20 protein-coding genes and 1 pseudogene are annotated in these 24249 nt (G+C 36.3%); 1 reads left to right on the top strand and 20 read right to left on the bottom strand.

Annotated elements, in window-relative coordinates:
* Positions 1-111 precede the first annotated feature (111 nt).
* The 20 genes and pseudogenes from K6V26_RS27560 to K6V26_RS27465 form a co-directional block, all read right to left on the bottom strand.
* Positions 112-1278, bottom strand: a complete 1167-nt coding sequence (locus tag K6V26_RS27560) for a 6-bladed beta-propeller (protein WP_224264353.1) — start codon at positions 1276-1278, stop codon at positions 112-114.
* Positions 1279-1397: 119 nt separating this feature from the next.
* Positions 1398-1841: a hypothetical protein gene (locus K6V26_RS27555; RefSeq protein ID WP_129698370.1), complete on the bottom strand. Its 444-nt coding sequence runs from the start codon at positions 1839-1841 to the stop codon at positions 1398-1400.
* Positions 1838-2323: a D-Ala-D-Ala carboxypeptidase family metallohydrolase gene (locus K6V26_RS27550; protein WP_009859584.1), complete on the bottom strand. Its 486-nt coding sequence runs from the start codon at positions 2321-2323 to the stop codon at positions 1838-1840. The genes K6V26_RS27555 and K6V26_RS27550 overlap by 4 nt, the downstream gene beginning before the upstream one ends.
* On the bottom strand, positions 2320-2514 hold the full coding sequence (locus K6V26_RS27545; protein ID WP_009859585.1) for a hypothetical protein: 195 nt from the start codon (positions 2512-2514) through the stop codon (positions 2320-2322). The genes K6V26_RS27550 and K6V26_RS27545 overlap by 4 nt, the downstream gene beginning before the upstream one ends.
* Positions 2515-2525: 11 nt before the next feature.
* Positions 2526-2969, bottom strand: a complete 444-nt coding sequence (locus K6V26_RS27540) for an HU family DNA-binding protein (RefSeq protein WP_009859586.1) — start codon at positions 2967-2969, stop codon at positions 2526-2528.
* 211 nt (positions 2970-3180) lie between these two features.
* Complete coding sequence (locus K6V26_RS27535) at positions 3181-3648, bottom strand: hypothetical protein (RefSeq protein WP_224264352.1); 468 nt, start codon at positions 3646-3648, stop codon at positions 3181-3183.
* A gap of 78 nt (positions 3649-3726) precedes the next feature.
* Positions 3727-4044, bottom strand: a pseudogene (locus tag K6V26_RS27530) (HlyD family efflux transporter periplasmic adaptor subunit); the annotation flags it as partial.
* A 114-nt stretch (positions 4045-4158) separates the two neighbouring features.
* Positions 4159-5322 carry a 6-bladed beta-propeller gene (locus K6V26_RS27525; protein ID WP_129698369.1) on the bottom strand — a complete coding sequence of 388 codons (1164 nt, stop codon included), beginning with the start codon at positions 5320-5322 and terminating at the stop codon, positions 4159-4161.
* 255 nt (positions 5323-5577) lie between these two features.
* On the bottom strand, positions 5578-6522 hold the full coding sequence (locus K6V26_RS27520; protein WP_129698368.1) for an HlyD family efflux transporter periplasmic adaptor subunit: 945 nt from the start codon (positions 6520-6522) through the stop codon (positions 5578-5580).
* A 37-nt stretch (positions 6523-6559) separates the two neighbouring features.
* On the bottom strand, positions 6560-8755 hold the full coding sequence (locus K6V26_RS27515) for a peptidase domain-containing ABC transporter (RefSeq protein ID WP_224264351.1): 2196 nt from the start codon (positions 8753-8755) through the stop codon (positions 6560-6562).
* Positions 8756-8992: 237 nt separating this feature from the next.
* A complete protein-coding gene (locus K6V26_RS27510; RefSeq protein ID WP_224264350.1) occupies positions 8993-9991 on the bottom strand; it encodes a vitamin K epoxide reductase family protein in 999 nt (332 codons plus the stop codon).
* Positions 9966-10544 carry a cysteine peptidase family C39 domain-containing protein gene (locus K6V26_RS27505; protein ID WP_224264349.1) on the bottom strand — a complete coding sequence of 193 codons (579 nt, stop codon included), beginning with the start codon at positions 10542-10544 and terminating at the stop codon, positions 9966-9968. The genes K6V26_RS27510 and K6V26_RS27505 overlap by 26 nt, the downstream gene beginning before the upstream one ends.
* Before the next feature lie 13 nt (positions 10545-10557).
* Positions 10558-11760: a 6-bladed beta-propeller gene (locus K6V26_RS27500; RefSeq protein ID WP_129698365.1), complete on the bottom strand. Its 1203-nt coding sequence runs from the start codon at positions 11758-11760 to the stop codon at positions 10558-10560.
* A gap of 145 nt (positions 11761-11905) precedes the next feature.
* A complete protein-coding gene (locus K6V26_RS28760; protein ID WP_129698364.1) occupies positions 11906-12115 on the bottom strand; it encodes a TIGR04149 family rSAM-modified RiPP in 210 nt (69 codons plus the stop codon).
* A 108-nt stretch (positions 12116-12223) separates the two neighbouring features.
* Complete coding sequence (locus tag K6V26_RS27490) at positions 12224-13666, bottom strand: glycosyltransferase family 2 protein (RefSeq protein ID WP_129698363.1); 1443 nt, start codon at positions 13664-13666, stop codon at positions 12224-12226.
* A complete protein-coding gene (locus K6V26_RS27485) occupies positions 13663-14883 on the bottom strand; it encodes a hypothetical protein (RefSeq protein ID WP_129698362.1) in 1221 nt (406 codons plus the stop codon). Before K6V26_RS27485 ends, K6V26_RS27490 begins: the two co-directional genes overlap by 4 nt.
* A gap of 186 nt (positions 14884-15069) precedes the next feature.
* The gene (locus K6V26_RS27480) at positions 15070-17151 is read right to left on the bottom strand and encodes a glycosyltransferase (protein ID WP_195585983.1); all 2082 of its coding nucleotides are present in this window, start codon (positions 17149-17151) and stop codon (positions 15070-15072) included.
* Positions 17152-17305: 154 nt separating this feature from the next.
* The gene (locus K6V26_RS27475) at positions 17306-17659 is read right to left on the bottom strand and encodes a DUF3244 domain-containing protein (RefSeq protein WP_224264348.1); all 354 of its coding nucleotides are present in this window, start codon (positions 17657-17659) and stop codon (positions 17306-17308) included.
* Between the two features lie 149 nt (positions 17660-17808).
* On the bottom strand, positions 17809-19797 hold the full coding sequence (locus K6V26_RS27470; protein ID WP_165364471.1) for a tetratricopeptide repeat protein: 1989 nt from the start codon (positions 19795-19797) through the stop codon (positions 17809-17811).
* Between the two features lie 123 nt (positions 19798-19920).
* Positions 19921-21957, bottom strand: a complete 2037-nt coding sequence (locus tag K6V26_RS27465; RefSeq protein ID WP_129698359.1) for a methyltransferase domain-containing protein — start codon at positions 21955-21957, stop codon at positions 19921-19923.
* A gap of 283 nt (positions 21958-22240) precedes the next feature.
* Here K6V26_RS27465 and K6V26_RS27460 point away from each other — a divergent pair, with 283 nt between their 5' ends.
* Positions 22241-24127, top strand: a complete 1887-nt coding sequence (locus K6V26_RS27460) for a glycosyltransferase family 10 domain-containing protein (protein WP_129698358.1) — start codon at positions 22241-22243, stop codon at positions 24125-24127.
* Positions 24128-24249: the final 122 nt, after the last annotated feature.

The following is a 24249-nucleotide window of genomic DNA, read 5'->3' as shown; positions in this document are numbered from 1 at the left end:
CGAACAATCCGTGATCCAAAGGCTTAAAGTTATTTAAATCCGTTAGGATTTCCGTAACTGATAAACTAAATGGTACAAAAAAAGATATAACACAGATTATAATTAGAGATCCTATTTTTTATGCTTGATCAACATGATTACCGGATTATCTTCCGGATCCAGGTTGGCTGCAATTTCTTTTAGTCTGCCTTTTAACACCCCCTTCTCATAGTCCTTAACAAGTTCCCAGGCTTCTAATGTTTGCCAGGATGAGATCTCTCTGTTCAAAGGTCTTCTTGGGCTCAGGAAGGTTTGTTTTTCACTTGTGTAATCACTATTATACACTTTAAATCTGAATAAAGCCTTTTTCTGTTTATCGTATACTATATCGGTCGTTGAGAAATCCATTCTTTTTTCAACAGCTGCAATAAAATAGTAACGGTCAGTTAACATACTCGGCAAAAGAAATATTTCGGGATTCAGAGATTGGATAGAGGGAGCCCTTACTATAAACAGCTTCAGGGTATGATCCGGTAAATATCGGTACAAAGTATCGGCCGAATATTCGGTCAGTATATAATCATTAAAATAAGGCATTAGCGGATGGGTAGTTTGAGGAGAGTAAAGATAAAATTTCCCACTTACTTCTTTATCTTCGATTCTAATCATAATTGTCTTCTTTTCTTTAAAGGGTATTTGAATCTCTTCGGTAATGCTGCCATCCTGTTTTGATATAAGCATAAATGATTGTCCAGTATGGGATGCCTGCATGCCATAGTCATTAAAAGCATCACGGCAAATTAAATTTTCCTGATCAAAACTGTACATTTCAAAAAGTGAAAAATCTTTATTAATCGAAAGACTTCGCTTAAAGTTTCCCTCCAGATCATATACGAGTATTTTTTTAGCATACCCATCGTTGGCAAATATTTCACCATTCTCTTCATCCAATACTATTCTTGAAAAGGTAGTATATTCCTCACCACCTTGTCCTTTCCGGTTTATCTTTCTCAACGCTTTTCCTTTCCGATCGAAGATAAAAATATTACCATCAGTATTAAAATTTGATGCCACTATGACATCCTTGCCTACAGCCCAGAGGCTACCCTGACAAAGATATTCATCTGTAGTTTCCAACGGAATGTATTCCACATCCATAAAATCTTGAAGTATCAGCTTTTTTTGAGGGTATTTTGCTGTAACATCAACCGTAATAAAGTCACCTGCCGGTTGTTTATTCTCTCCGCATCCTGCAACAATGAACAGGAGAAAAATTAAAATTGAATTTAAGTTCTTCATAGACTACTAGTGTTTAGATATCGATCAACGGACGCAAGGTAAGGCTTTATTTTCAAAACGACTCATCAAAAGAGGAATATTTATAAAAAACTTTCCTATTCACCCTCCTAAGAACTCATCTATTTTATCCGTCGCAATTTTCGTAGCAGACAGATTAAAATGATCAAACCAGGAATTAATATCCACCAGACAATCCGGCTCGTTTTTCTTCTGGTCACTTCCTGCTCGACGGAGACGGATGAAGTAACACCCTGCTCATTAACCGTATTGGCAGACACAGACACCAATTCTGTCGAATCTGCCATTCCCCATTCTTCAGTAGCATATACAATACGTTCTACATACTGGCTACCGGCACTGTCGGGTACGGAAAGGGAGACTTCCTTCAAACGAGACCAACCCCGCAACTGCATCCCCCGATTATAATGCAGGCAAGAAGTGTCCAACCGTGTATACGATATCGAATCCCTGAACGAACGAAGTTCTCTCCTGCTTCCGGGATTACGCGATGCACAGCCGGACAATCCTGCTATAAGTAATAAAAAACAAATACCACCTCTCATTTGATAATCACCTGGCGACGGTTCTTCCCCGTCAATTTCAATGACAAATGAATAAAACCACGGCGACGGTAATAAATCGCCTGATCAAAATTCAACCGGCTTTGCTGTAAAGCCTCCAGCAAACGACAACTGCCGAACGTATAAATATCCGCCGCCTCCCCTTTCAGATGCTGGGAATCGGCGACACCACCCACCAGATGATTCAATTCTTCACAACGATACCCACTGGAGATATGCATCCCCATAGGACAATCCGCATACTCCCGAAGCGGCTCCAATAATTTTCTAACCAGATTTCTGATTGCACGCTGCGCTTCCGGTGGCGGCGTATTGTCCAGGCCCTTCTCCACAGCAACCGCACTGTAGATAAACTCCCCCATGTAAAAATGATCACTGATCCAATCCGGATGATTTCTTCTCCACTTCATTTGTTCCGACGTCAAAGGTTCCTCTATTGCATATTGACAAAATTTCGTTTTCATTCTTTTCTTATTTTATATGAATAATCCACTCCAAACAAGGCTCCGGCAAACGTACTGATCTCCCCGAAAGCGACTAAAACGCTATTATGTATTTCCCCTGTCGGAGCCACCCAAAAACCGGAAAAGATCAGGATAAGACCGGCTGCACAAAGCAGCACGGCCATTACCAATTGAACATTCATTCTTTTCATCCATCATCGAATTACTCGATTTCCGGACGATCCTCACCACCTCCGGGATTCTCCGTTTTTTCAACTTCCGGAGTAATCAAAGAATAACCCATCGTTTTCTTAGTCTCACGCAAATCAAACCCGGGAGTGAAAACAATCTTCGGAGCACGAATCATACTTGCAGAGAACTTCTTTTTATCCTCCACGCCCTCGCTTCCGACCGTAATACGGAAATTACCGAATTCCCCCAACTGAACAATACGACCATCCTGCAATTCCAGATCCAGAATATAATTCAGATTATCCAGTACCGCTTTCACATCCGCACTCGATACCGTACTTCTAGCAGCAACCAACTTGCATAAACGTCTGATATCCGTAAATCCCGTACTTTTAGATACCGCATAATACAACTTCTTGGAACCTTTGACTCCCGGTTCCGACGGGCGCAGAACCAACTTGTAACCTTGTGCCATAATTAAAAATGTTTTTAAGTGAATAATTAAGTACAACACAAAGATACGGCGGTAAAAAAGAGGCAATAAGCAATAAGAAGAGGAAGCTAAAACAATATAATCACATAAGAATCAAGTTGTTGATCTTTTAAACGATCAAGAAAGAGATTATAATCCCGGTTCTTACTGCTTTTCTGAAACGCCCATATTTTATATTCTTTAAATATAAACTTCAGCTTAACTTTACTTTCTCAATCAACTCAAACAACTCAACCAGATCATCCGTATCCACCTTGGCGTACCTGATTTTGTCAGATAATCCCTTGACTTCCAAGTCCATCTTAAACCCTAGCAAAAAAGAAAAAGCCAACTTGGAATAAGAAATCTTATGCTTTTTAGACGGTCGCTCAAACAGATTTAATATTTTCACAAACAACTCTTTATCTTTCAGATCGTACAGGAATTCCCCCAGAACCGTATCCTTGCGAACAAACTCCACAAACTGCTGTCGTTTACTCTTTATCAATGCGACCAAAAACTCACGATAAGCAACATTCAGGTTTCCCCACTCAGAGAAAGCCAACCCGAAAGTACCTTTCACAAAACCGGCTTTTTCATTCTCCGGAAGATTTATCACTATTTCATTAAAATGCTGGACGGTAGGCTCGGCACCCAGCTGTGCCATCAGTAACTTTTTCATACGAATCCGGGAAGGGGATTGTTCATCCTTCCCGGCTCGAAAGCCACTAAACGAGACAAAAGAGACAACAAAAAAACTTCAGAACCCTTCTTTCAGTATCTTTTTCAGTGGCTGGAAGAAACGTTCTATCAAACGTACATCATCAGTTACAATTTCGGCTGTGGCTTTCATTTCATAAGAAACAGGCAAATTCTTCCTATAATTGGTGGTCAGTCCGTCCGGGAAGGCAATCTCCACCATATAATTGTCTTCCGAAGGCACCAGCGAAACTGACGACAAACGCCCGTTCACGATACCGAATTCCTGATCCGGGAAATTCGTAAACCGCACAATCACTCGCTGTCCGGCCTTCACCTTTCCGGACCGCTGAATCGGCAGTAAGGCCCGCCCGATCCAGGTCTCCCCGCCCGGACATTCGCTTAATGTACCGTTAAGTAAGAGCATATCGGTAATTTGTTGTAAATCCTTTTTTATTTGAATGATATTATTTTCTAATACTGTCAATACTTTTTACTTTTTAGCCTTTACCAACATAATCACCGGATTAGAATCCTCCTCCAATGTCGCGGCGATTTCTTTGAGCTTGCCTTTCAACTTTCCTTTTTCATAGTCCTTGCGAAGATTAAAAGCATTTATAGAAGAACATAATTCGCCTTTTGGATTTATAGGGCTCAGCGTAACCATATAGATTTCTTTTTTATAAGAATAATCACCATTGTATACGACATATCTAAAAAAATCCTTTTCCTGTGTATCGTACACTAAGTACGTTTTCGGAAACCCTTCTTCTTTACTAAAATCATATACATTCTTTATGCTTTCCATGAAATAATAACGCTCGGAAACCAACTTTAAAATCAGGAAAACTTCCGGATTCATGGTGTGGACAGATGGTGTTCGCGCAATAAACGGACGTAAACTGTAATCGGGCATTAAAGTGTAGATCGTATCTGACGATGGTTCTAATAGGATCCAATTACCCTTAAATGGAGTTATTCTGCTATAATCTCCTGGTCCGGCAGCTCTTGTCCCTCCTTCATCCCTTAAAAGTTGAATAAATACCTTCTTCTCTTTAAACGGGGTTTTAATTTCTTTGGTTATGCTCCCGTCTTGTTTCGATACGAGCAGGAATGGTATCTCTTCATTCAATTCATCGTAACAAATCAGATTCTCTTTATCATAATTAAATATTTCCCAATAAAACATGGTATTACCACCCTCTTTCTGTTTAATACTTCGCTTAAAATTTCCCTCCAAGTCATAAACCTTTATTTTTTTTGCAAAGTGATCATTTATAAACATTTCATTGTTTTCTTCATCCAATGTAACACTTCTACAAGAGATGTATTCCTCCCCTCCCTGCCCTTTACGATTTATCTTACGGATAGCTTTCCCGGTTCGGTCATACACAAAAATATCACCGTCATCCCTATAGTTTTTTACTAATATGAATTCTTTGCCCACAGCCTGCACAAACCCTTGATTAACAAAATCATCATTTGTTTCCAGCGCAATATACTCCACATCCATGAAGTCTTGAAGAATCAGTTCTTTTTTGGAGGAATAACTTTTATTTACGTCTACTGTTATAAAATCATCAGTCGATGAATTACCTCCTCCACACCCCGTCATCACAAACAGGATGATTATCTCTATAAAAATTAATATTTTCATCTGCATATCATTTTGTTTACTCCGTTATTCTTTTACATGACAAAGATTTGGACGCCCAACAGTTATTTCATAATTGGATGAAGGCGGACAAAACATAAAAAATATCACACATGATGCAATCTCCTTCATATCGGTTAAATTTAATCATTTGAGATATCCAAAGATAGAAACTTTATTTCTATAAAATGGATCTTGCCGGACAGGCTTTTCATATTAAAGCCGAAAAAACGAAGAAAACCAGTAGCGTAAAGAACTTCAAAATCCCTCCTTCAGCACCTTTTTCAGTGGCTGGAAGAAACGTTCTATCAAACGTACATCATCGGTTACAATTTCGGCTGTGGCTTTCATTTCATAAGAAACAGGCAAATTCTTCCTATAATTGGTGGTCAGTCCGTTCGGGAAGGCAATCTCCACCATATAATTGTCTTCCGAAGGCACCAGCGAAACTGACGACAAACGCCCGTTCACGACACCGAACTCCTGATCCGGGAAATTCGTAAACCGCACAATCACCCGCTGCCCGACCTTCACCTTTCCGGACCGCTGAATCGGTAATAAGGCCCGCCCGATCCAGGTCTCCCCGCCCTCAGGCACCATACGGGCAAAAATATCTCCCGCCGACAAATAAAGGTTCGGAGCCCCTTGCACAAGCAACTGTACCTTTCCATCCGACGGCGCCACCAGGCAGTAAGACATCTCCCAGACACGGATCGCCGCCAGTAACTGTCCGACCGAAGCCCGGTAATCGCGGGCTGAAATATCTTTCGATGCCAGACTCATATAAGCCGACTGAATATCCCCCAGCAGCCACACATCCTGCAACAGATAATAGCTCAGACGTTCCGGCTGCTCCTGATAACGTGCCAACAACTTCTTCAGCCGGAACACATCCTCCGTCCTGGCCGGGTTCTCAACCACCGCCAACGGAGCACCCATCTTCACCTCCTGTCCGTTAAACACATAAAGCTCATTTATCTTTCCCGACGAGCGGGCCACCACCTCCGCCACCGGATGCCGGCTTGTCAATGTCATCTCCGTCGTGATCACATCCGGATATCTAAAGAAATAGCTACCCACCAAAAGCACCAGCACCACGATAAACAAGATCGTAATCCCCCACCGCACAATCCAGGCCGGGATCTGTCCCATCACCTCCTGAACCTCTTCGCTGCGTAATTCTATTTCTTTTCCTGCTTCCATACGACTGTCCCCTGTAAGGGCGGTTCGCGAACCGCCCTTACGAACCCAATTCCAATTGATTCTTTACCAACTTATAATATACACCCCGTCGTGCCGTCAGTTCCTCATGCGTCCCTTCCTCCACGACCTGTCCTTTATCCAGTACCACTATATTATCCGCATCCCGCACCGTACTCAGCCGGTGAGCCACAACAACCACCGTCCTTCCTTTATAGAACTGATGCAGATGTTCCATTATTTCCCGTTCATTATTGGCATCCAAAGCATTTGTGGCTTCATCCAAGAAGATAAATTCAGGATTCTTATATACAGCACGTGCAATCAGGATACGTTGCCGCTGTCCCTGGCTTACACCATTTCCTTCCATACCTATTTTTGTGTTATAGCCCAATGGTAGCGAATCAATAAAATCACGGATATTAGCCACAGTCACGGCATGCAACAACCGTTCTTTATCGATCACTTCTGTACCAATAGCGATATTCTTTGCAATCGTATCCGAAAAGATAAATCCGTCCTGCATCACACATCCCGTATGCGCACGCCATACATGCGGATTCATATTCTTCAAGGACAGATCACCTATTTTGATATTTCCTTTATTCGGATCATAAAACCCGAGCAACAATTTGATCAGCGTCGTCTTTCCGCTTCCGCTGGCACCGACAATAGCCGTCACTTTATGTTGCGGAATTGCCAGATTTATATGCTCCAACACATAATCCCGGTCCGCCCCATCATAACTGAAACTCACATCCTCGATATGCAACGCCCGGTTCTCCGGTAAAGTATTCACTTTCAAAGCTAAAGTCTGCTCTTCATCTTCCCGCTGATGAATCTCCCCTAAACGCTCCAGACTGATCTTCGCATCTTGAAACGAACGCGCAAAACCGATAAACTGCTCGATCGGAGATGTCAATTGCCCTACAATATATGTCAATGACATCATCATACCTAACGTCATTTCACCGGAAACAACAGCCCGGGCTGCGATGAAGGAGATAAGGATATTGGTGCTTTGGTTAAAAAACACCGACCCGAGCTGTTGATATTGCCCTAAAGCTAAACCTTTTATACCAATCTTAAATAATTTCACCTGAATACGCTCCCATTCCCAGCGTTTCTCTGTTTCACAGTTATTCAGTTTGATTTCCTGCATACCGGTCACTAATTGAAACAAATTACTTTGCTCGCTGGCAGCCTGTGAAAAACGTTTGATATCCAGTTCACGTCGATACTTCATAAATGCCAAAATCCAGGTTACATACAATCCATTTCCCAACAAGAAAAGTCCAAGTATTGACAGATCATAATATGCCAAAACAAAACCGAAAACCACAAAATTGACAAAAGAAAATAATGTACTAATCGAAGATCCTGTCATAAAAGCCTCAATACGATTATGATCGCTAATACGTTGCATGATATCCCCCACTCTCTTCGTATCAAAAAAATGAAGAGGCAACCGCATGAGCTTTGCTAAGAAATCTGATATCAATGATATATTAACCCTGGTATTGACATGCAGTAAGATCCAACTACGAATAAAATCAACAGACAACTTCGCCATAAAAATCACTAACTGGGCTATCAATATCAATGTAATAAAGTTCAGATTTCCATCCCTAATACCAGTATCCACTAGGCTTTGTGTCAGAAATGGTATAATCAGTTGTAGGATACTTACGGTTAGCATCCCTAAAATCAACTGAAAAAGTTCCTGTCTATAGGGTATTAGATAGCGAAAGAAAAATGATAACTTTCTATTTTTCAGTTCCTCCATATCTTGCCGTTTATAAAACTCTGGCCCCGGTTCAAACAACAAGGCTGTCCCTGTATCTTTCCCCTCTACTGAAGAGCTAAACCAACAATGTCCAAATTCCATTTCATCAAATACCACTCGACCTGCGGCTGGGTCAGCTATATAATATTTCCCATTTTTTATTTTGTAACAAACTACGAAATGACGCTGATTCCAATGTAAAACACAAGGCATAGAAACTTCTCTACGCAATTGTTCCAACGTTATCTGTACACCTACTGTACGGAACCCTATTAATTCAGCAACATCACTAATCCCAAGCATTGAAACTCCTTCACGAGTGATAAAGGCATGTTCCCGTAAATATTGAATAGAATAATTACGCCCATAATATTTTGCAATCATACGAAGACAAGTAGGACCACAATCTGCAGCATCTAATTGAAGATAATATGGAAAAAAACACATCATAATTATGTTATTTTTTGCAAACTACACACATCAACAAACAAGCATAGTTACTCAATTTTTATTCCTCATCAATAATCAATTGACTAAAACGTAGTTCAAATAATTGATTTGGAATGTAGATTAATAAACTCTCAAAATAACATGAATAACCGTATTTTTATATTATTATATTAGTATACCAATAAGTTTTCATTCATGCTAAAAAATAAAGTATTATAATTATAAAAAACATGATTACTAGGTCCAATTTATCTCTAAAAATTCTAAATCTTCTATTTTATATTGAAAAGGTAACATATATCCGTTTATTAAGACTGTAGGAGTTGTACGCAATTGATTTTTCCTAATCCATTCCTCATGATTAACAAACTCATTTTCTACAATACTATCCACCAATAATCCTTTTTGCAAAAAAAATTCTTCTTTCCTATATTTTCCATTTGTAAACCAATCATCATAAACTTTCATAACATCAACAGATCCATATTTGAAGAAAGCTGCAATTAACATCTTATTACTTACAGACAAGGATTCCTCAAAAGATGAAAAGACATATTGTAGACAATATTTATCGCCAGTCTTTGATAATAGATTATTCAAACGATAGTGCATTTTAGCACATGGTTCACAGTGAGGATTAGTTAATACAGAAATTAATATATTTGCCCGTAGATTTCCAAATCTTATTTGTGACGTAGAACATGAAACGTCATAATATTCATTAGATTTCAACAAAGCCAAAAACACATTTTCATTCATTTTAATATTATTCACCTCATACATAAGTTCCTTTTTAGATAAAGAATCAGTTAAAATAGAAACAAACTGATGAACGATTAAAAATGGTAATACATATAATAGTAATATCCAGAACGACTCAATAAGTTTAAAAGGTCGCATTGTTAAATAGCCAAAATACGCATAAAAAATAAACAACAACCAAAATATTCCCATTACAATTAAACACATCGGACACCATTGTTTCACTTTAAAACGTTGATACCAAATACTCCAAAATGTATAAAAAAGAGCAAAAACACTAATCCATGCACAATAAAACAACCAATAATGAAACAAAATACATATCAAAAAAGTAGAAGCAAAATATGCGAAACCGATTTCACTCCACGAAAACAAACCTAAAAATTTTGAGGCATCAGATTCAAGAATATCATTACAGTTACTTTTCTTAAAAAGCGAACATAATTTATCAGCATAGAGACTTTTTGCATTCATCTGTTTCTGCAATAATAGAAAACATATATAGTCCAAACAGCAATACACCTCCTAAAACAGCATCCTCCCCATTCAATAATCCTAAAAAAATAAGAGAGAGTACCCCTCCTAGAAATAAAACAATATACAATATTTTTAAAAAAAACACATCAACAAACTCTTTTACTTTATTTTCATGATAATTAGGTTCAATCGATTCTTCACTCACCTCAGGAACCAACAAAATACCAGACCAAATAGAAATAAATTCATCGACAGATATATTCATTTCTTCACCATTAAATGAACAATAAGCATAAGTATTTTTTATATTTTTAACCAAAATAAAACTATGACTAGCATAAGCTATAAATGGACATATTATATCTATTATTTGTTTTTTATTTTTAATTTCAACAGCCGTATTTTTCACATTATAATGAGACAACATCATAGACAAACCATATAGACTATTATGATAAGGATTACCTTTATATATATCCATTGCATACCCATGGGTATATTTCACATTTAAGCATCTCAACAACTCTATAAATACATTCATATTTTTCATAATTAAATCTATATTATTCAAATATAACAACTACTGGATTATCCTCTTCAGACATGTTAAAAACATTTTCATTTTTGACATTTTCCATAAAAGAAGCAGCATCTACTAATCCTATTAATTTACCATCAGCTGTTGCAGTTTGTAGTTTTCCTGTAAAAGTACCATTTTTCGCATCTTCTATCTGAAGTTTATCCGTTACTTTAACAAACTCATCTTGTTTATTATAAATTCCCCAATAAGTTTTTGACTCTGGACCCTTATAATAATTCATTTCAAAAACAAAGAACAAAGAAGTCTTTCCCTCTAAGATATAATCTATAGCTATTTTACTATCTTCAACTTTAAATCGATCTTTATAATCACAATGCATTTTTCCCAAATTAAAAACTAATTTTGGATTCATTTTATTCTCTACAACTTCGTAAATTGTATCATTAAAATTTTCCTTAAAATAAACATTATCACCAAAACTCCACAAACAAGGGTTTTCTGTATAAAAAAAAGCCATTCGACCATCTTTCAAGGCAAATATTTGACAACATGTTGACACTGGTATATTTCCAAACCCTGTAAAAAAAACAGGGGTTTGAGAGAAATCAGAAGGCAAAACCTCATCCTCATTATAAAAACACTTTTGTACTTCTCCATTTTGAATATTATATATAAATATTTTATAATCAGATTTATTAAACAATGTTTGTTTATAAGCATACAGCTTATCTCCCATGGAGATTTGAGGAACTTCGGTCAAACGAGGAAAACTATCAGGCAAATTTATACTACTAAGTGAATTTCCATTTGCATCGAAACGTAACATTTTTTTTCCTTCTGTTTGTACATATATTATTTCAGCTTTATCGTCTACCCAAAAGACAGGAATTCCATCTTGTAACACATACTCATTCATTCCTTGCCCTATTCCCCCTATAACTTTAATAAAATGTCCTGTTTTTTTATCAAACATTTTTATAGGCTGTTGAAAAGAACCAACAAGCAATTTATCTTTCAATAATCTGACATAAGCTCTCTTCCCAATCAATGATTCATCAGTTGTTTCCAATGGAATATATGAAACATGCTCACTAATATCCGTAACAAAAAGTCCTTCAAGATGTATTAATGCATCTTCTATATCTATAGATTTGCAACTTTCTTTTTTAGAATTGGAACAAGCACAATATGCTATGAGAAAAAGAAACAAAAGAACTTTTTTCATAAAATTACACAATTAAAAGACAATACTAAATTATTCATTGAAAATGACGAAAGCCTCTATTTAGTCTAATTCATTGATAAATAAACCCAAATAGAGGCTTTCTTTAGCACTACATTTCCATTCTTATTTCTCGCGATGGCAAGTCTTACCATTTACATCCACATTGCAAAGAGCCTGTAGAAGTATCCCAATCACAAGACCCATAGTGCATTATGCCCCATACAAGTACAGAACATGATCCTACACAAGACGAAGCAGAACAACCTGATTCAGCTCCAACAATACTTTTCATTTCTTCCTTAGATAATTCTACTAAGTCAATTTTTTTTAAATTCAACTTCGATAACTTTCTCATATAAAATCATAATTTTAAAAATTACATAGCTCATTCTTGAGTTCCTAGAACTGACTCAAGCTACTGCATAGCTACAATTTCACAGTAATTATATATTTACAGAAATATTCATAACATATAAAAGGATATATCATGAATATTTTCAACATCATAATTATCATCTAATATTATATCATAATTCAATATTCTATCTCTATCCTCTACCTGATAAAAATCATATTTATGCTGCCGATCAATTAGATTCAAATATCCTAAATGAATTAACAAAGTCTTTGCTTTAAAACATCTATAACTATTTTTATAAGGTATAGATGGAAAATGAAGTGTCCTTTGATTTATTATCTGCATCCATCCTTTATTACGAAACATTCTCCATCTTAACCAAAATCTACTATTTGAAGATATACCAGCTTCCTTATCCACCCTATATGTCTCCATACTATCCCACAAATTTGCAATTTGAATTCCTACAGTATCTACATCTGTTCTTTTTATCACCTCTCGCAAATCCATAAATCTATCATCAAACCGTTCATCCGCATCAATAAAAATAAACCATTCCACCTTGAAAAAGGACGCAATATCCAACAACATATTTCGATTCTGCTTGTCGTTGAACTCCGTCCGGACTTTCTGAGCTTTCAACAAAAGTTTATCGGATTGAGTAATTTCATACGTATCATCCTGACTGTCATCATCTAATAAGATAATCCCGTCACAATATTTCTCCACACTCCGAAGACAATCCGTGATCCGTTCCGACTCATTATAAGTCGGGATCAACGCAATCAATGGATAAAACTTTTCAAAGACCACGTCAGACGGAATATCGAACTGCTTCAATGCCGAAAGATACTCCCGACACTGTTCATTTGCATATGGATGTTCTTGCCAATCATAAAGCAACTTTCCCGATCCCGTTTTTGATCGATTGTCTGCCTTGCTTTCTATGGGTAACAACATTTCATACAAAAGATCCTCTGGTACGCTTTGTTCCCAAGCTTCCGATAACCGGCTTTCCCCCAGTTGCAACAAGGCATCTGGATAATATAAACGGTGAATGTCCGCCAGTTCCATACGTCGACACAGGTTTTCTTCTGCCCCTTCCAGTACATCGAATTGTCCATCATAACCACCAACCAAATCCAAATACTCTTTCTTCACCATCAAACAGCCATAGGAAAAACCGATCGCATAATGCAACGGGTATTCATCCAGCGTCACACGCAATTCATAAATGACATCCGCTTGAAAGAGAGATTCAGGGAACATCAACAGGATATAGTTTTTTATCGACTGACAGATACCTTCATTATAGGCTACCGCACTATTTTGCCACGATCCGGCCACCACTTTCCAACTGATAAAGGGGTATTTACGGATACATGCCAACAAACTTCGACAATCCGCTTCTTCATCCACCAGCAAGACAACCTCTATGCCGTTCCGTTCGTAATAAGCCGTACGCAAAGGAAGACTATCCACAAACGATTCCAACCGGTCACCCAACGGTACCACAATGCTCAGGTCAAAATTCGGCAACTGTTTCATAAGGCAAAAAGGATTAGTTTCTCTTTCCACAACTCATACAAGTTCGACCATAAGATTTCCAAATCTTCACGGTCGTATCCATTCCTTTCCGCCAGTTCCTGAATAGAAACTGCCCCATCACACTGATCCAACAAATCGATCATTTCCTGATCCAGTTCTTCGAAACAAATCAATCCGCGCTTCAGATACGATTTACCATCCAATTCTTCCACCGCAAAAAGTGAAGACAAACAGGGTTTCAATAACAACCGTTTCTGACGATTGTTCATATATGTAGACATGTTTGTAATCCGCTCTATCTCTTGTAACAGTTTTGTCTTAAATACATGCTTTCCATAAATTGCCAATACCTGTTTCTGAAGAGCTAAAACATCTTCCCGTCGGTCAAATGCAAACACTTTTCGTATCACTGATTCGAGCAAAACTGGAGAAACCGATTCTCCGAAGCTTCCTCCCTTACGCCCCTTAAAATGGACAGATTGCAATTGGACATAATTCTCCGAAGTCACCAATCCGCCCAAACCGTAATCACCCATAACGACACAAGGTTTGCATAAAGCTAATGCCTGCACAGCTTCCGAACCGGATGCCACCACTAAATGCGCTTGCTTATAAGCTGAAAACCAAGAAGAGCGCGACACAACTGTCACGAAAGGAGGAAAGGCATTTCTCAAACACGCATATTCATCGGAAACAATGGTCAATGAGGCATTGGTTTGCCCCAGAAAAGTCAACAATTTGAAATCGTTCTCGCCTACTGAATTTCCGGTTGGACAATAAACGATACGACAAACCTCCGGCTGCTGTTCGTAAAAATAATAATTACCTGTCCTTTCCACCGGACAACAAAGACGGATTTCCATTTCTTCTGGTATCCCTAGAGTAGACAGAACTATATTTCCCATATTTAATACACCAAACATATTTTCAAAAGGAGCAACATAACTATCTATATTTTGGGTAGTTGTAACAAATAATACCGGGCATTTCACATACTGTTTGATCAATTTTTTATAATGAATCAGACAAATAGAGTTCTGAATAAAAATTAAATCATAAGATTTTCTTAACTCCTGAGATTGGTCATTAAACAAATCCCCTATCAAATGAACCTGATAAAGACTTGAAAGAAGATTTATCAAATAACCTGCCAATTCTTTTGACCGGATATCCAGATACTTCCCAATTCCTATATATAATGCATACATCTGCTTCATGGTAGATTTATTGTTAAATTTCAAGACAAAGGTATGGATCTAAAAAAATAAAAAGTGGATTGAATCTATTTTAACACGCCACACAACACCCTGATAATAAACCCGCTAAACTTCCATGCTATGTAAAATTAAAAGAGCCCTACAAAAACATGGATTTCAAGCTAATAATTAGCCACGATCTCGTAATTAGATCGATATAATTTCATTGGTGTTTAAAGATAAATAAATTTGAGTTTCAAAATTTGTAGCAATGTTATTCCAGCTACATATATATTGTTTTAGTTGATTTTTGGACATACTACAAACTTTCATAAACTCTTTACCGCTCTCTATCCTCTGCCGTTCACTACAATATCGGGAGTTTCCATTTCGAAAATGAAACAAATGGTATAAAACTCCGGTAACTCGAGAAACTGGTAGTCCTAATATTTCCATCCGTTTTACACGTTCCTGATCCTCCATCCCCCAACCATAAAAGTGCTCATTCTCTCCCCCTGCATTCAAATAAATACTCCTGTGTACTAATAAAGCACCACCGACAGAATGAATAACACGGTTAAAATGTTCTCTTTCTTTCAAAAAATCAATAGAACGGTTATTTCGAAATACAAAACTATCTTCCAACGAACAGAAATTGAAACATCCGTCATAAGGGAAACTCATGACTGCTCTTCCTTCACGTATGTCGTCTATCGAACAATCTATCTGATTATCCGGAACTATCACATCGGTATCCCATATACCAACAATAGATGTATCGGCTTGCCTTAACAATTCATTCAGGTATTTCGTCCGGTAAAAAATCGGGTTATCGTCTTTCACAAATAAGTAAGTCACATTCGGATAATTTTCTGGCATTTTATATAAGGGACCGGAATCAGCTTCTAATATTATTATTTTAGTATGTGTACGTTTCGATAACTGATCTAACACCACATCCAGATTTGCCTGCCGTTCAGACGAGTCTATGCGAACCGGGATTACGAATGTAACTACATCATCTAGCGGTTTTTCTATATCATTGTAGTTCGTACTGACAATTTCTTTCGTTCCTAATAACCGTTTAGTTCGCTCTGGAAAGAGCCCCAAACCATCTATTATCCGGATGTCCTTCAATAAACACTCATCAATCATTCCCACCTCTTCCAGACGATCCAGTAATTGGATCAGGTTTTGTTTATTGAAAAGAGTTACAGAACTTTCTTCCGAAACATCTATCCGAAGCGTCAAATAATGTATCCAACCATATAAAGAATAGACTTCTTCTTTTTTCCAATTCATACAGAGAATGAGCAGGCGTTTATCCAGTTCCGCCAGCACTTCATCTTCTTTTCCTTCGGCAAATCCATTGCGCAGGATGTATATAAGACCGCATCCCAAGCTACATAAACTACATTCCCGTCCTAAAGAAGGAATAATTTCTATATCATTTTCCAATAATTGCTCTAATAACTCATCCGCTTGTTTTTCATAAATCACATCTCCGGTATAACTCGCATAAGTATACAATGCTATAATTCGTCCAATTTGCGGAATACCGACAGTCCACTCGTCCGGTGTTTGCTGATTGGCGCTCCTATAACGGTTTATAAATTCAATCTGATATTTACGGCGTATATCATAAGCAAATGCTTTCTGTTCATCTCGATGTAACTGGGATATCTGAGACGCATGCCAACGGCACATCATCAATATATTCGGCAGATTTTCGACCTTTCCTGATAATACAAGCCTCGACATAAGGTCATAGTCGGAAGAGTAGATATATTTTTCATCATATCCGCCATGCATTCTCATCACATCAGTTCGTATCATCAAAGATGAATGCAAAAAAGTATTATTCTGAAGCAAATGAATCATCAATTGTTCATATGATAAGGATAAATGTCGTTTCATCTGCGGATTCGAGAAAATAAAATTCGTACCTATTCCCCAAATATCCGGATGAGTTTCCAGATACTTATATTGGAACTCAAATTTTTGAGGATAGGCTATATCGTCCGCATCCATAACACAAATATATTTTCCAACGGCAAGTTCCAATCCTCTATTCCGGGAAGGATAGTTCCCGACATTATATTCATTACAAATCAATATAATACGTTTATCCGTATAAGACTTAATGATTTGCAATGAATTATCTGTTGACGCATCATCTATTATAATAAATTCAAAATTGTCAAAAGTCTGAGAAAGTATGCTGTCAATTGCTGCATGAAGATACTTCTCTTCGTTAAAGACAGGCATTATGACGGATATGTCAATCATAGTATTTAGCTTATAGAATTATAGAGATTCGCTTCTAGTTAAAAAACACACAGTGAACCCCACTAGTATATTGGACTATATTAATTATATAAACCATCTACTATATTCATGGAGCTCACTGCTATATCCATTATTTGGCACGTATAAGGAATGGTCATTCTATTGCAAAATCGCCATATAAACATGTATCTTCATAGGCAACTTCAAGCGTATAGGAACCAGATACATAAAGTGCCTGCAATTTAACGATTTTCGGTGAACTATAGGCCTCTATAAAAACTTTATTACCTTCGGCATCCAGTACTGTCACTGTTACATTTCGCGGAGCGTTAAAAAAGTTGATTAAAATTGTATTTCCTTCCAAAGAAGACCTTACAGGAATAACACTACGGAGAACATCTTTATCCGCCTTTCGTGCTTTTAAATGGATATCTCTTGAATCCATTATTTTGGAAAATGCACTAAATGCGACAAGCATACATAAGAATAAGATAACTGTTTTTTTCATAATTGACTTTAATTTGTTGTTTGTACAGCAAAATAACAAATCCTTTTTTGAAAAAATATGGATTTAACAAATAAAAAAAACAGAACCAGCACATTGATTATCAACAACCAACTCAAAGCAACAAATGTTCAAAATTTGAAATATGGATTTTACACTATACTAAGTAATATATCTTCTAATGATTTTTTTCCATACGATTTAAAATATTTTTCTTGAATGTTAGTTGGATATTTTGAAATGGTATTAGGTTCTAAATCCATAATTGCCGATATTTTTGCCGTTTTTACACCTAATAATAACAAACAACAGAACCTCTGTTCCTTCTTATTCATTTTAGGATAATTCTTACAAAGCTTAGGTATTAATTTAGGATAAATAGAACAAAACAACTCCTCAAAAACTTCCCATTCTTTATCTGAGTATTTGACAACAACATCTCCCTTATCATAAAGTTTTTTCATTTGCGGATAGTTATTTTCTAAATATTTACGCAAAAATCCTCTCGATTTATTTCTCAAATTCTTAATAACAGACTCTTTCGCTTTTATATCGCTCTGCAATATAGTTATTTGCTTATCTAAAGCATCTGCTTGCGCAGAATACACACTCTTTAGTTGTTGTTTTTCATATTCTATGAATTCAATTTTCGCTTCAGTATTTTCTAATTCATCCCTTTTTAATTGAAGTTCATGTTGTTTATTTTCATATAAAAAATCCTTATTTTCGATTTCACTTTGCAAAGTGACTATCTCTTCATTTAAAACTTTACATCTTTGAGCCAATGATTCTCCAAGCTGTTTTTTTTCAAGCATTAATGATTGAATCGTTACGGCATTATCCTCCAATTCTTTCATTTTCAACTTAAGTTCATTTTCCTTTTCACTTAACAGAGTTTTATTAAATTCAATTACTGATAGACTCTTTGAAAGAGCAATTTCTCCATCTCTTATTATCACTTGCTTTTCACAAATTATTTTTTGATATCGAATAAAGACTATGAATATAAAAAACAACAAAGCTAATATTAAAATAGAAAAAAACAATATTGCATTTTTTTTCTTTAAAGCCAATTGACTCTTTTCATTGATCAATTTATCATAATTATAGCGTGCTTCAATCTCTGCCAATTTTTCAGGTTGATAAATATGTTCTATCGAATCACGTAATAATATATATCGTTCATTATATTCAAATGCAGTTTCATAATCTTTACTTTCAAAGAATAAGACAGAAAACTCCCTATTCAATTGACACTGTATATACAAGTCAGAACTGTCCATAGCTTTATTCAAATAATAAAATGCAGAATCCGATAGTCCTACCTGTCGATATAAGTAACCTAACGAATAATATAAAGAATAGGATAGGTTATCTTCTTCTACCCCACTCATAGATTTATAAAGATATTCAACTGCTTCCGAATATGATGATTGACTTTCACAAATATTCCCTAGACAGACAAGAAGGCTCCTACTCAAATCATTCCAGCCATTCTCATCTGATATTTCCAATGATTTTTTTAAATAGGAAGTTGCACTATCTAATTGATTCTGATACTCATAAGACGATCCTATATCTCTCAATACAAAAGCCACACCCAATAAATTATTTGCTAATTTATAAGAATCATACGCTTTTTGATAACAAGATAAAGCATCTTCGTAAAACGAAGTCTTATCATACAAATCTCCCAAATGATTATAAATACGTGCCTGCAAATTATAATCAGTAGTTTGCAGTACCATTTCTTCCGCTTTTAAATAACTGATAATCGCTTTATCAAAAAGCAACATATCAGTCAAGACTCTTCCCTGGCAATAATAAGCTTGTGCCTTTCTCTCCATATTGTCAGTCTTTTCAAAATAATCCACTGCTACATTTATCAAAGAGTCAGATGTAGGAGTAATGATATTTTTATCCTGTGCCTGAGTCAACAATAAACACCAGAGAGCATTTTGTTCCTGTGAAAGATTTTCCGGATGTGCTATACTATCTAATAGTAATAACGCACTATCCGGTCTTTCATTCATGTATTTCTCTGCTTCAATCAATAAGGGAGATACACTTGTACCGTCACCGCAAGCCACCAGACAGAAAAAAAATAGCAGATTCAGAATTAGTTTAGGGTCTTTCATCATATACATTCAAATTATTGAATGCAAGGTAAAACTTTATTTTCATAAGATCAAAACAAATATCGATAAAAGCTTATAATTCTTCTCCACAAGTGATTTCACACAACAAACAATAGATTTCTTCACTTAGAAATTACTCCACAAAACATATTGTTCCCATTCCGGAATAACTGAACCATAAGAATATTGTGAACGTGAAACGACTCGAAGATTTTTAACCCAGTTAAATACTTTTTTAAATAGAATATCGCTAATCTCTATTGGTTCACAAACCGTTGCCGAATGGTAGTGAACATGCATCGTAAAAAAACAATCCGGTTTGCAAACCCTTTGTAATTCCATTCCTACTAGTTCTAAAGAATCGATATGATCAATTGCATTGACAGATATTACTACATCAAAAAAATTATCCTCAAAAGGTTGTTTTTCAGCATAAGCTTCTATAAAATGAACATCCGGATACAATTCATGTGGAAACCCTAAATCTCTATAAACAGACATTAACGGGTCCAAAGCATATAGTTCACATCCAGAAAAACAAGTAGCACTCGGCATAGGTCCCGCTCCTAGATCCAAAACCTTTTTCCCGGAAAATATCTGTGAATCCAACTGCAATACCTGCAAATATTTAATTTGTTGGTGTAACTTCGTCCAAGTCATAATTGCAGAGTGTATTGGATTTTCCAATACAATGCATTGCTCCGGCAACGGAGAAGAAGTTCCGTACAATTCAGATAACTTTCCTTCATACCACAATTTATATCGAGAAATTTCATTTTTCCAAAAAGCTATCTCCGAACTATATTTTTCATTTTTTCGAAAAGTATCTGTAAGCTTTCTCATGTCATAACCATTCTTTTGAATAAAATTCAACAGTTCTCCTGCAGATAAACTACAAATTTTCAAAAACATCTTCCGATTATGCATTTCAATGTCTCCTTCAGCATATTTTGAATTATCATTACGGGGATGATATAAATGGAATAAAGGTCCTGGTGATCTAAAAACAGGTAGTCTCAATATTTCCATTCGTTTAATACGTTCTGTATCTTCCGGACCCCACCCGTAAAAAAGTTCATTTTCACCACCTGCTGCCAAATAAGTCTTTCGGTTTACAAAAAAAGCTCCTCCGTTTGTATTTAGTCTATAAATACCATAATTGTTCAATGTTTCAGGAGAACAATTCTCTCTAAAACGATTTGAATCAGAAGGGGGAAGCCAACAGCAACGTCCGTCATAAGGATAGCTCATAACTGCTTTCTTTTTCTTAATAGCATCAACTGCCATTTGAATCTGTTCCTCTGCCACCCAAATATCTGTATCCCAAACACCAATAATCGGAGCCTCAACCATCTTTAGCATGTCATTCAGATATTTGGTACGATAAAAAACGGGATCAGAATCTATCTTAAACAAATAATATACATTCGAATATGAATGCTTGAATGTATAACGAGGTCGATCATCTCCCTCTATTATCCAAACCTTACTATTGGGTATGTTTGTCAATTTTTCCAATAAGAAATCCAAATTTCTCTCCCGATCGATTGAATCAATACGGATCGCAACAACAAAAGCCACCTCATCTCTTTCAATATTATCAATCGGAATCAAAGATTCAGTATTTGTCTGTAACCCAAGCAAAGTTGCTGTTCTTACTGGAAAAATATTCATCAAATGAATATTTTTTACTTCCGAATAGATATCTCTGGAAAAATGATATCCACTTTTGATCGCATTAGTCAAACGATCTAACAAAAAAATCAGATTTTGACGAAAAATAATTTCTGACAAACAGTTAGTTGGTTCTCTGTTACATAAAATACGTATTCGAAAATAGTATAACCAATCTGCCCAATTCGCAATAGCTTCATCGGGACGACAAGTCAACTGCCAAAACAAAAAATGATCTACTTCTGCCAATATCTCATCTGCATCACCGTCTACATATTGGTGCTGTAGCAAATAAATAATGCCACAAGCAGTTCCTAACAATCCATTTCCCAATTCTATAGGCATTTCACAAGAGAGTCCCTTCAAAACAATATCTAATAATTCCTCGGCTTGCTTCTCTAATTGACTATCTTTGAACAATCGTGATTTTTGATAAAAATCAATCACATTTATCATATCTGAAGATATTTTTTCTTTTATACCATTCATTATATAAAAATTTCATGTTTGCATTTTTCAAATTAAAACATTTCTATTCTAGAAAAAATGGATTAATAAAAAAAAAGAATCAAGCTAACTAATTAATATTCCATAGATTACAAAGCAATAAAAAAATCACGTAACAAAATGTGGAATTTATCTCAAATAAAAGATTCTTTCTCACTAAAAAAGTTCTACAAAACAAAACAGCGAACTGATAACTAAGCAAAAAAACAATCAAACTGACCTTATAAATAATAAAAAAGTAATATATTCACTAGAAAATTATTATATGAGTACTTCATGTCCTTTTTTATCTATAATAGTTCCGATATATAATGTCGCAACATATCTGGAAGAGTGTTTGAACTCTTTGATCAACATACGGATAATTTCAAAGGAGATTATTTTGATCAATGATGGCTCTACTGATCGGTCCGGAGAAATTGCAGAGAAGTTCGCTTCTTCTCATTCCTGTATAAAGCTCTTTCATCAACCGAATCAGGGATTGTCGGCAGCACGTAATAAAGGATTGTCTGAAGTGCAAGGGGAATATATAATGTTTATCGACAGCGACGATTGGATAATAGAAGGACAGACCGAAAAAATGTTCTCGGAAGCTATCGGTTTTCACCCCGACATAATAATGGGAAATTCCGTTTGTTATTATCCTGACGGACAAACCGGGACCTTATTTAATCCAATCCCATCCCATTTATGCCATACCTGCCTGACAGGAAAAGAGTGTTTTTCAGAATTAATGAAACACGGGGCTTTTCCTCCGATGGTTTCTAATTACCTATACAAAAAGGACTGGCTAAACAAGCAAACATTGTATTTTGAGAATGTTGTCCACGAAGACGAACTCTGGACTCCCCAAGCTCTTTGCCTTGCAAAAAGCATTTACATCACCAACATTGATTTTTACGGATACCGGCAACGGGAAGGTTCTATCATGAGGACATTGGTCACGTCCAAACGCGTACGAGACCTGATCTATATAGCTAATCGTTTGATTCGTTTTGCATCGGGATACCGTTTCAATGGCCCGGACCGGGAAATGAAAAGCGAACTATACGCAAAAGCTTATATGTTATATAATTTAGCTTTCTTATCACTGGCCAAAATCAAAAATGGTAATTTCACTTTACCGTCACATGCATTGTATACCATTTTTAAAATATATCACCATCTCTCACCACTCTCAAAAAAGAGGATTTACCGCTATTACAAAAATGCCCAGAATAATTTGAAGAGTTATTTAAAATGGAAGATATCTTACTGGGCGGAGAAATTATCTCCTGAAATAATAAAAAACAAACATATTATATTGATATATAATACGATGTGGGATACTCCTCTAAACATTCCCGTTGAGCAGATACCGGAAAACTATAGGTTTACGACTGACAGGCAGTATTATTCTCAGGCACAAACAGTTATTTTCCACTTACCTACTTTAATCAATGAATTAGAAAACGATCTGGATAAACCTGAAGGACAAATATGGGTTGCCTGGACATTGGAATGCGAAGAAAACTACCCGTTCTTCAAAGATCCGGAATTCATGGAACTATTTGACTACCGGATTTCTTATCATCAAACGGCAGACGTCATACAATCGTATTTGCATGACAATTTTATTCCTTTGATGAAACAACCAGTCGACACAAAGGAGAGAGCCAACAATATCTGTATGCTTATATCCAGCCCGATCAACCAAAGTTCGAGACAGGAATACCTGAAAGAACTTATGCGGGAAATACCTATAGATTCCTATGGAAAACTATTCAATAATAAGAAAATGGATCAGGATAACGGAAGGGAGTCCAAAATCAATTTATATAAACAGTACAAATTTGTTATTGCTTTTGAAAATGCCTGTGCAACCGATTATGTAACGGAGAAATTCTTTGATCCGTTGATCGCCGGAGCGGTTCCCATCTATTTAGGCGCCCCTAACATCAACGAGTTCGCACCTGGAGAGCATTGTTTTATCCATGCAAATGACTTTAAATCCCCTAAAGAGTTAGCCGATTATATAGAAGAATGTTACAATAATGAACAGGAATATCAATCTTTTTTCCAATGGAAACAAAAAGACCTCCGTCCTCAATTCATAGAGAAAGCCCAATTACAAAAAACAGCTCCCTTCATCCGCTTATGTGAACTTATTTGAAAGAATATCATTAATATATGCTATCTCCGGTACAATTCCTTCCATTCCGTATTATATTTGTATTCGTACGTTTTTACGTTTGATATATATCAAACGAATAAAACACATATATGCTTCTTTCG

Origin of the sequence: Parabacteroides goldsteinii (assembly GCF_020091425.1) — a bacterium.
In the GTDB taxonomy this organism is placed as follows: Bacteria; Bacteroidota; Bacteroidia; order Bacteroidales; family Tannerellaceae; genus Parabacteroides; species Parabacteroides goldsteinii.
The sequence above is the reverse complement of the archived record's forward strand: the minus strand, read 5'-3'. Positions and strand labels throughout refer to the sequence as shown.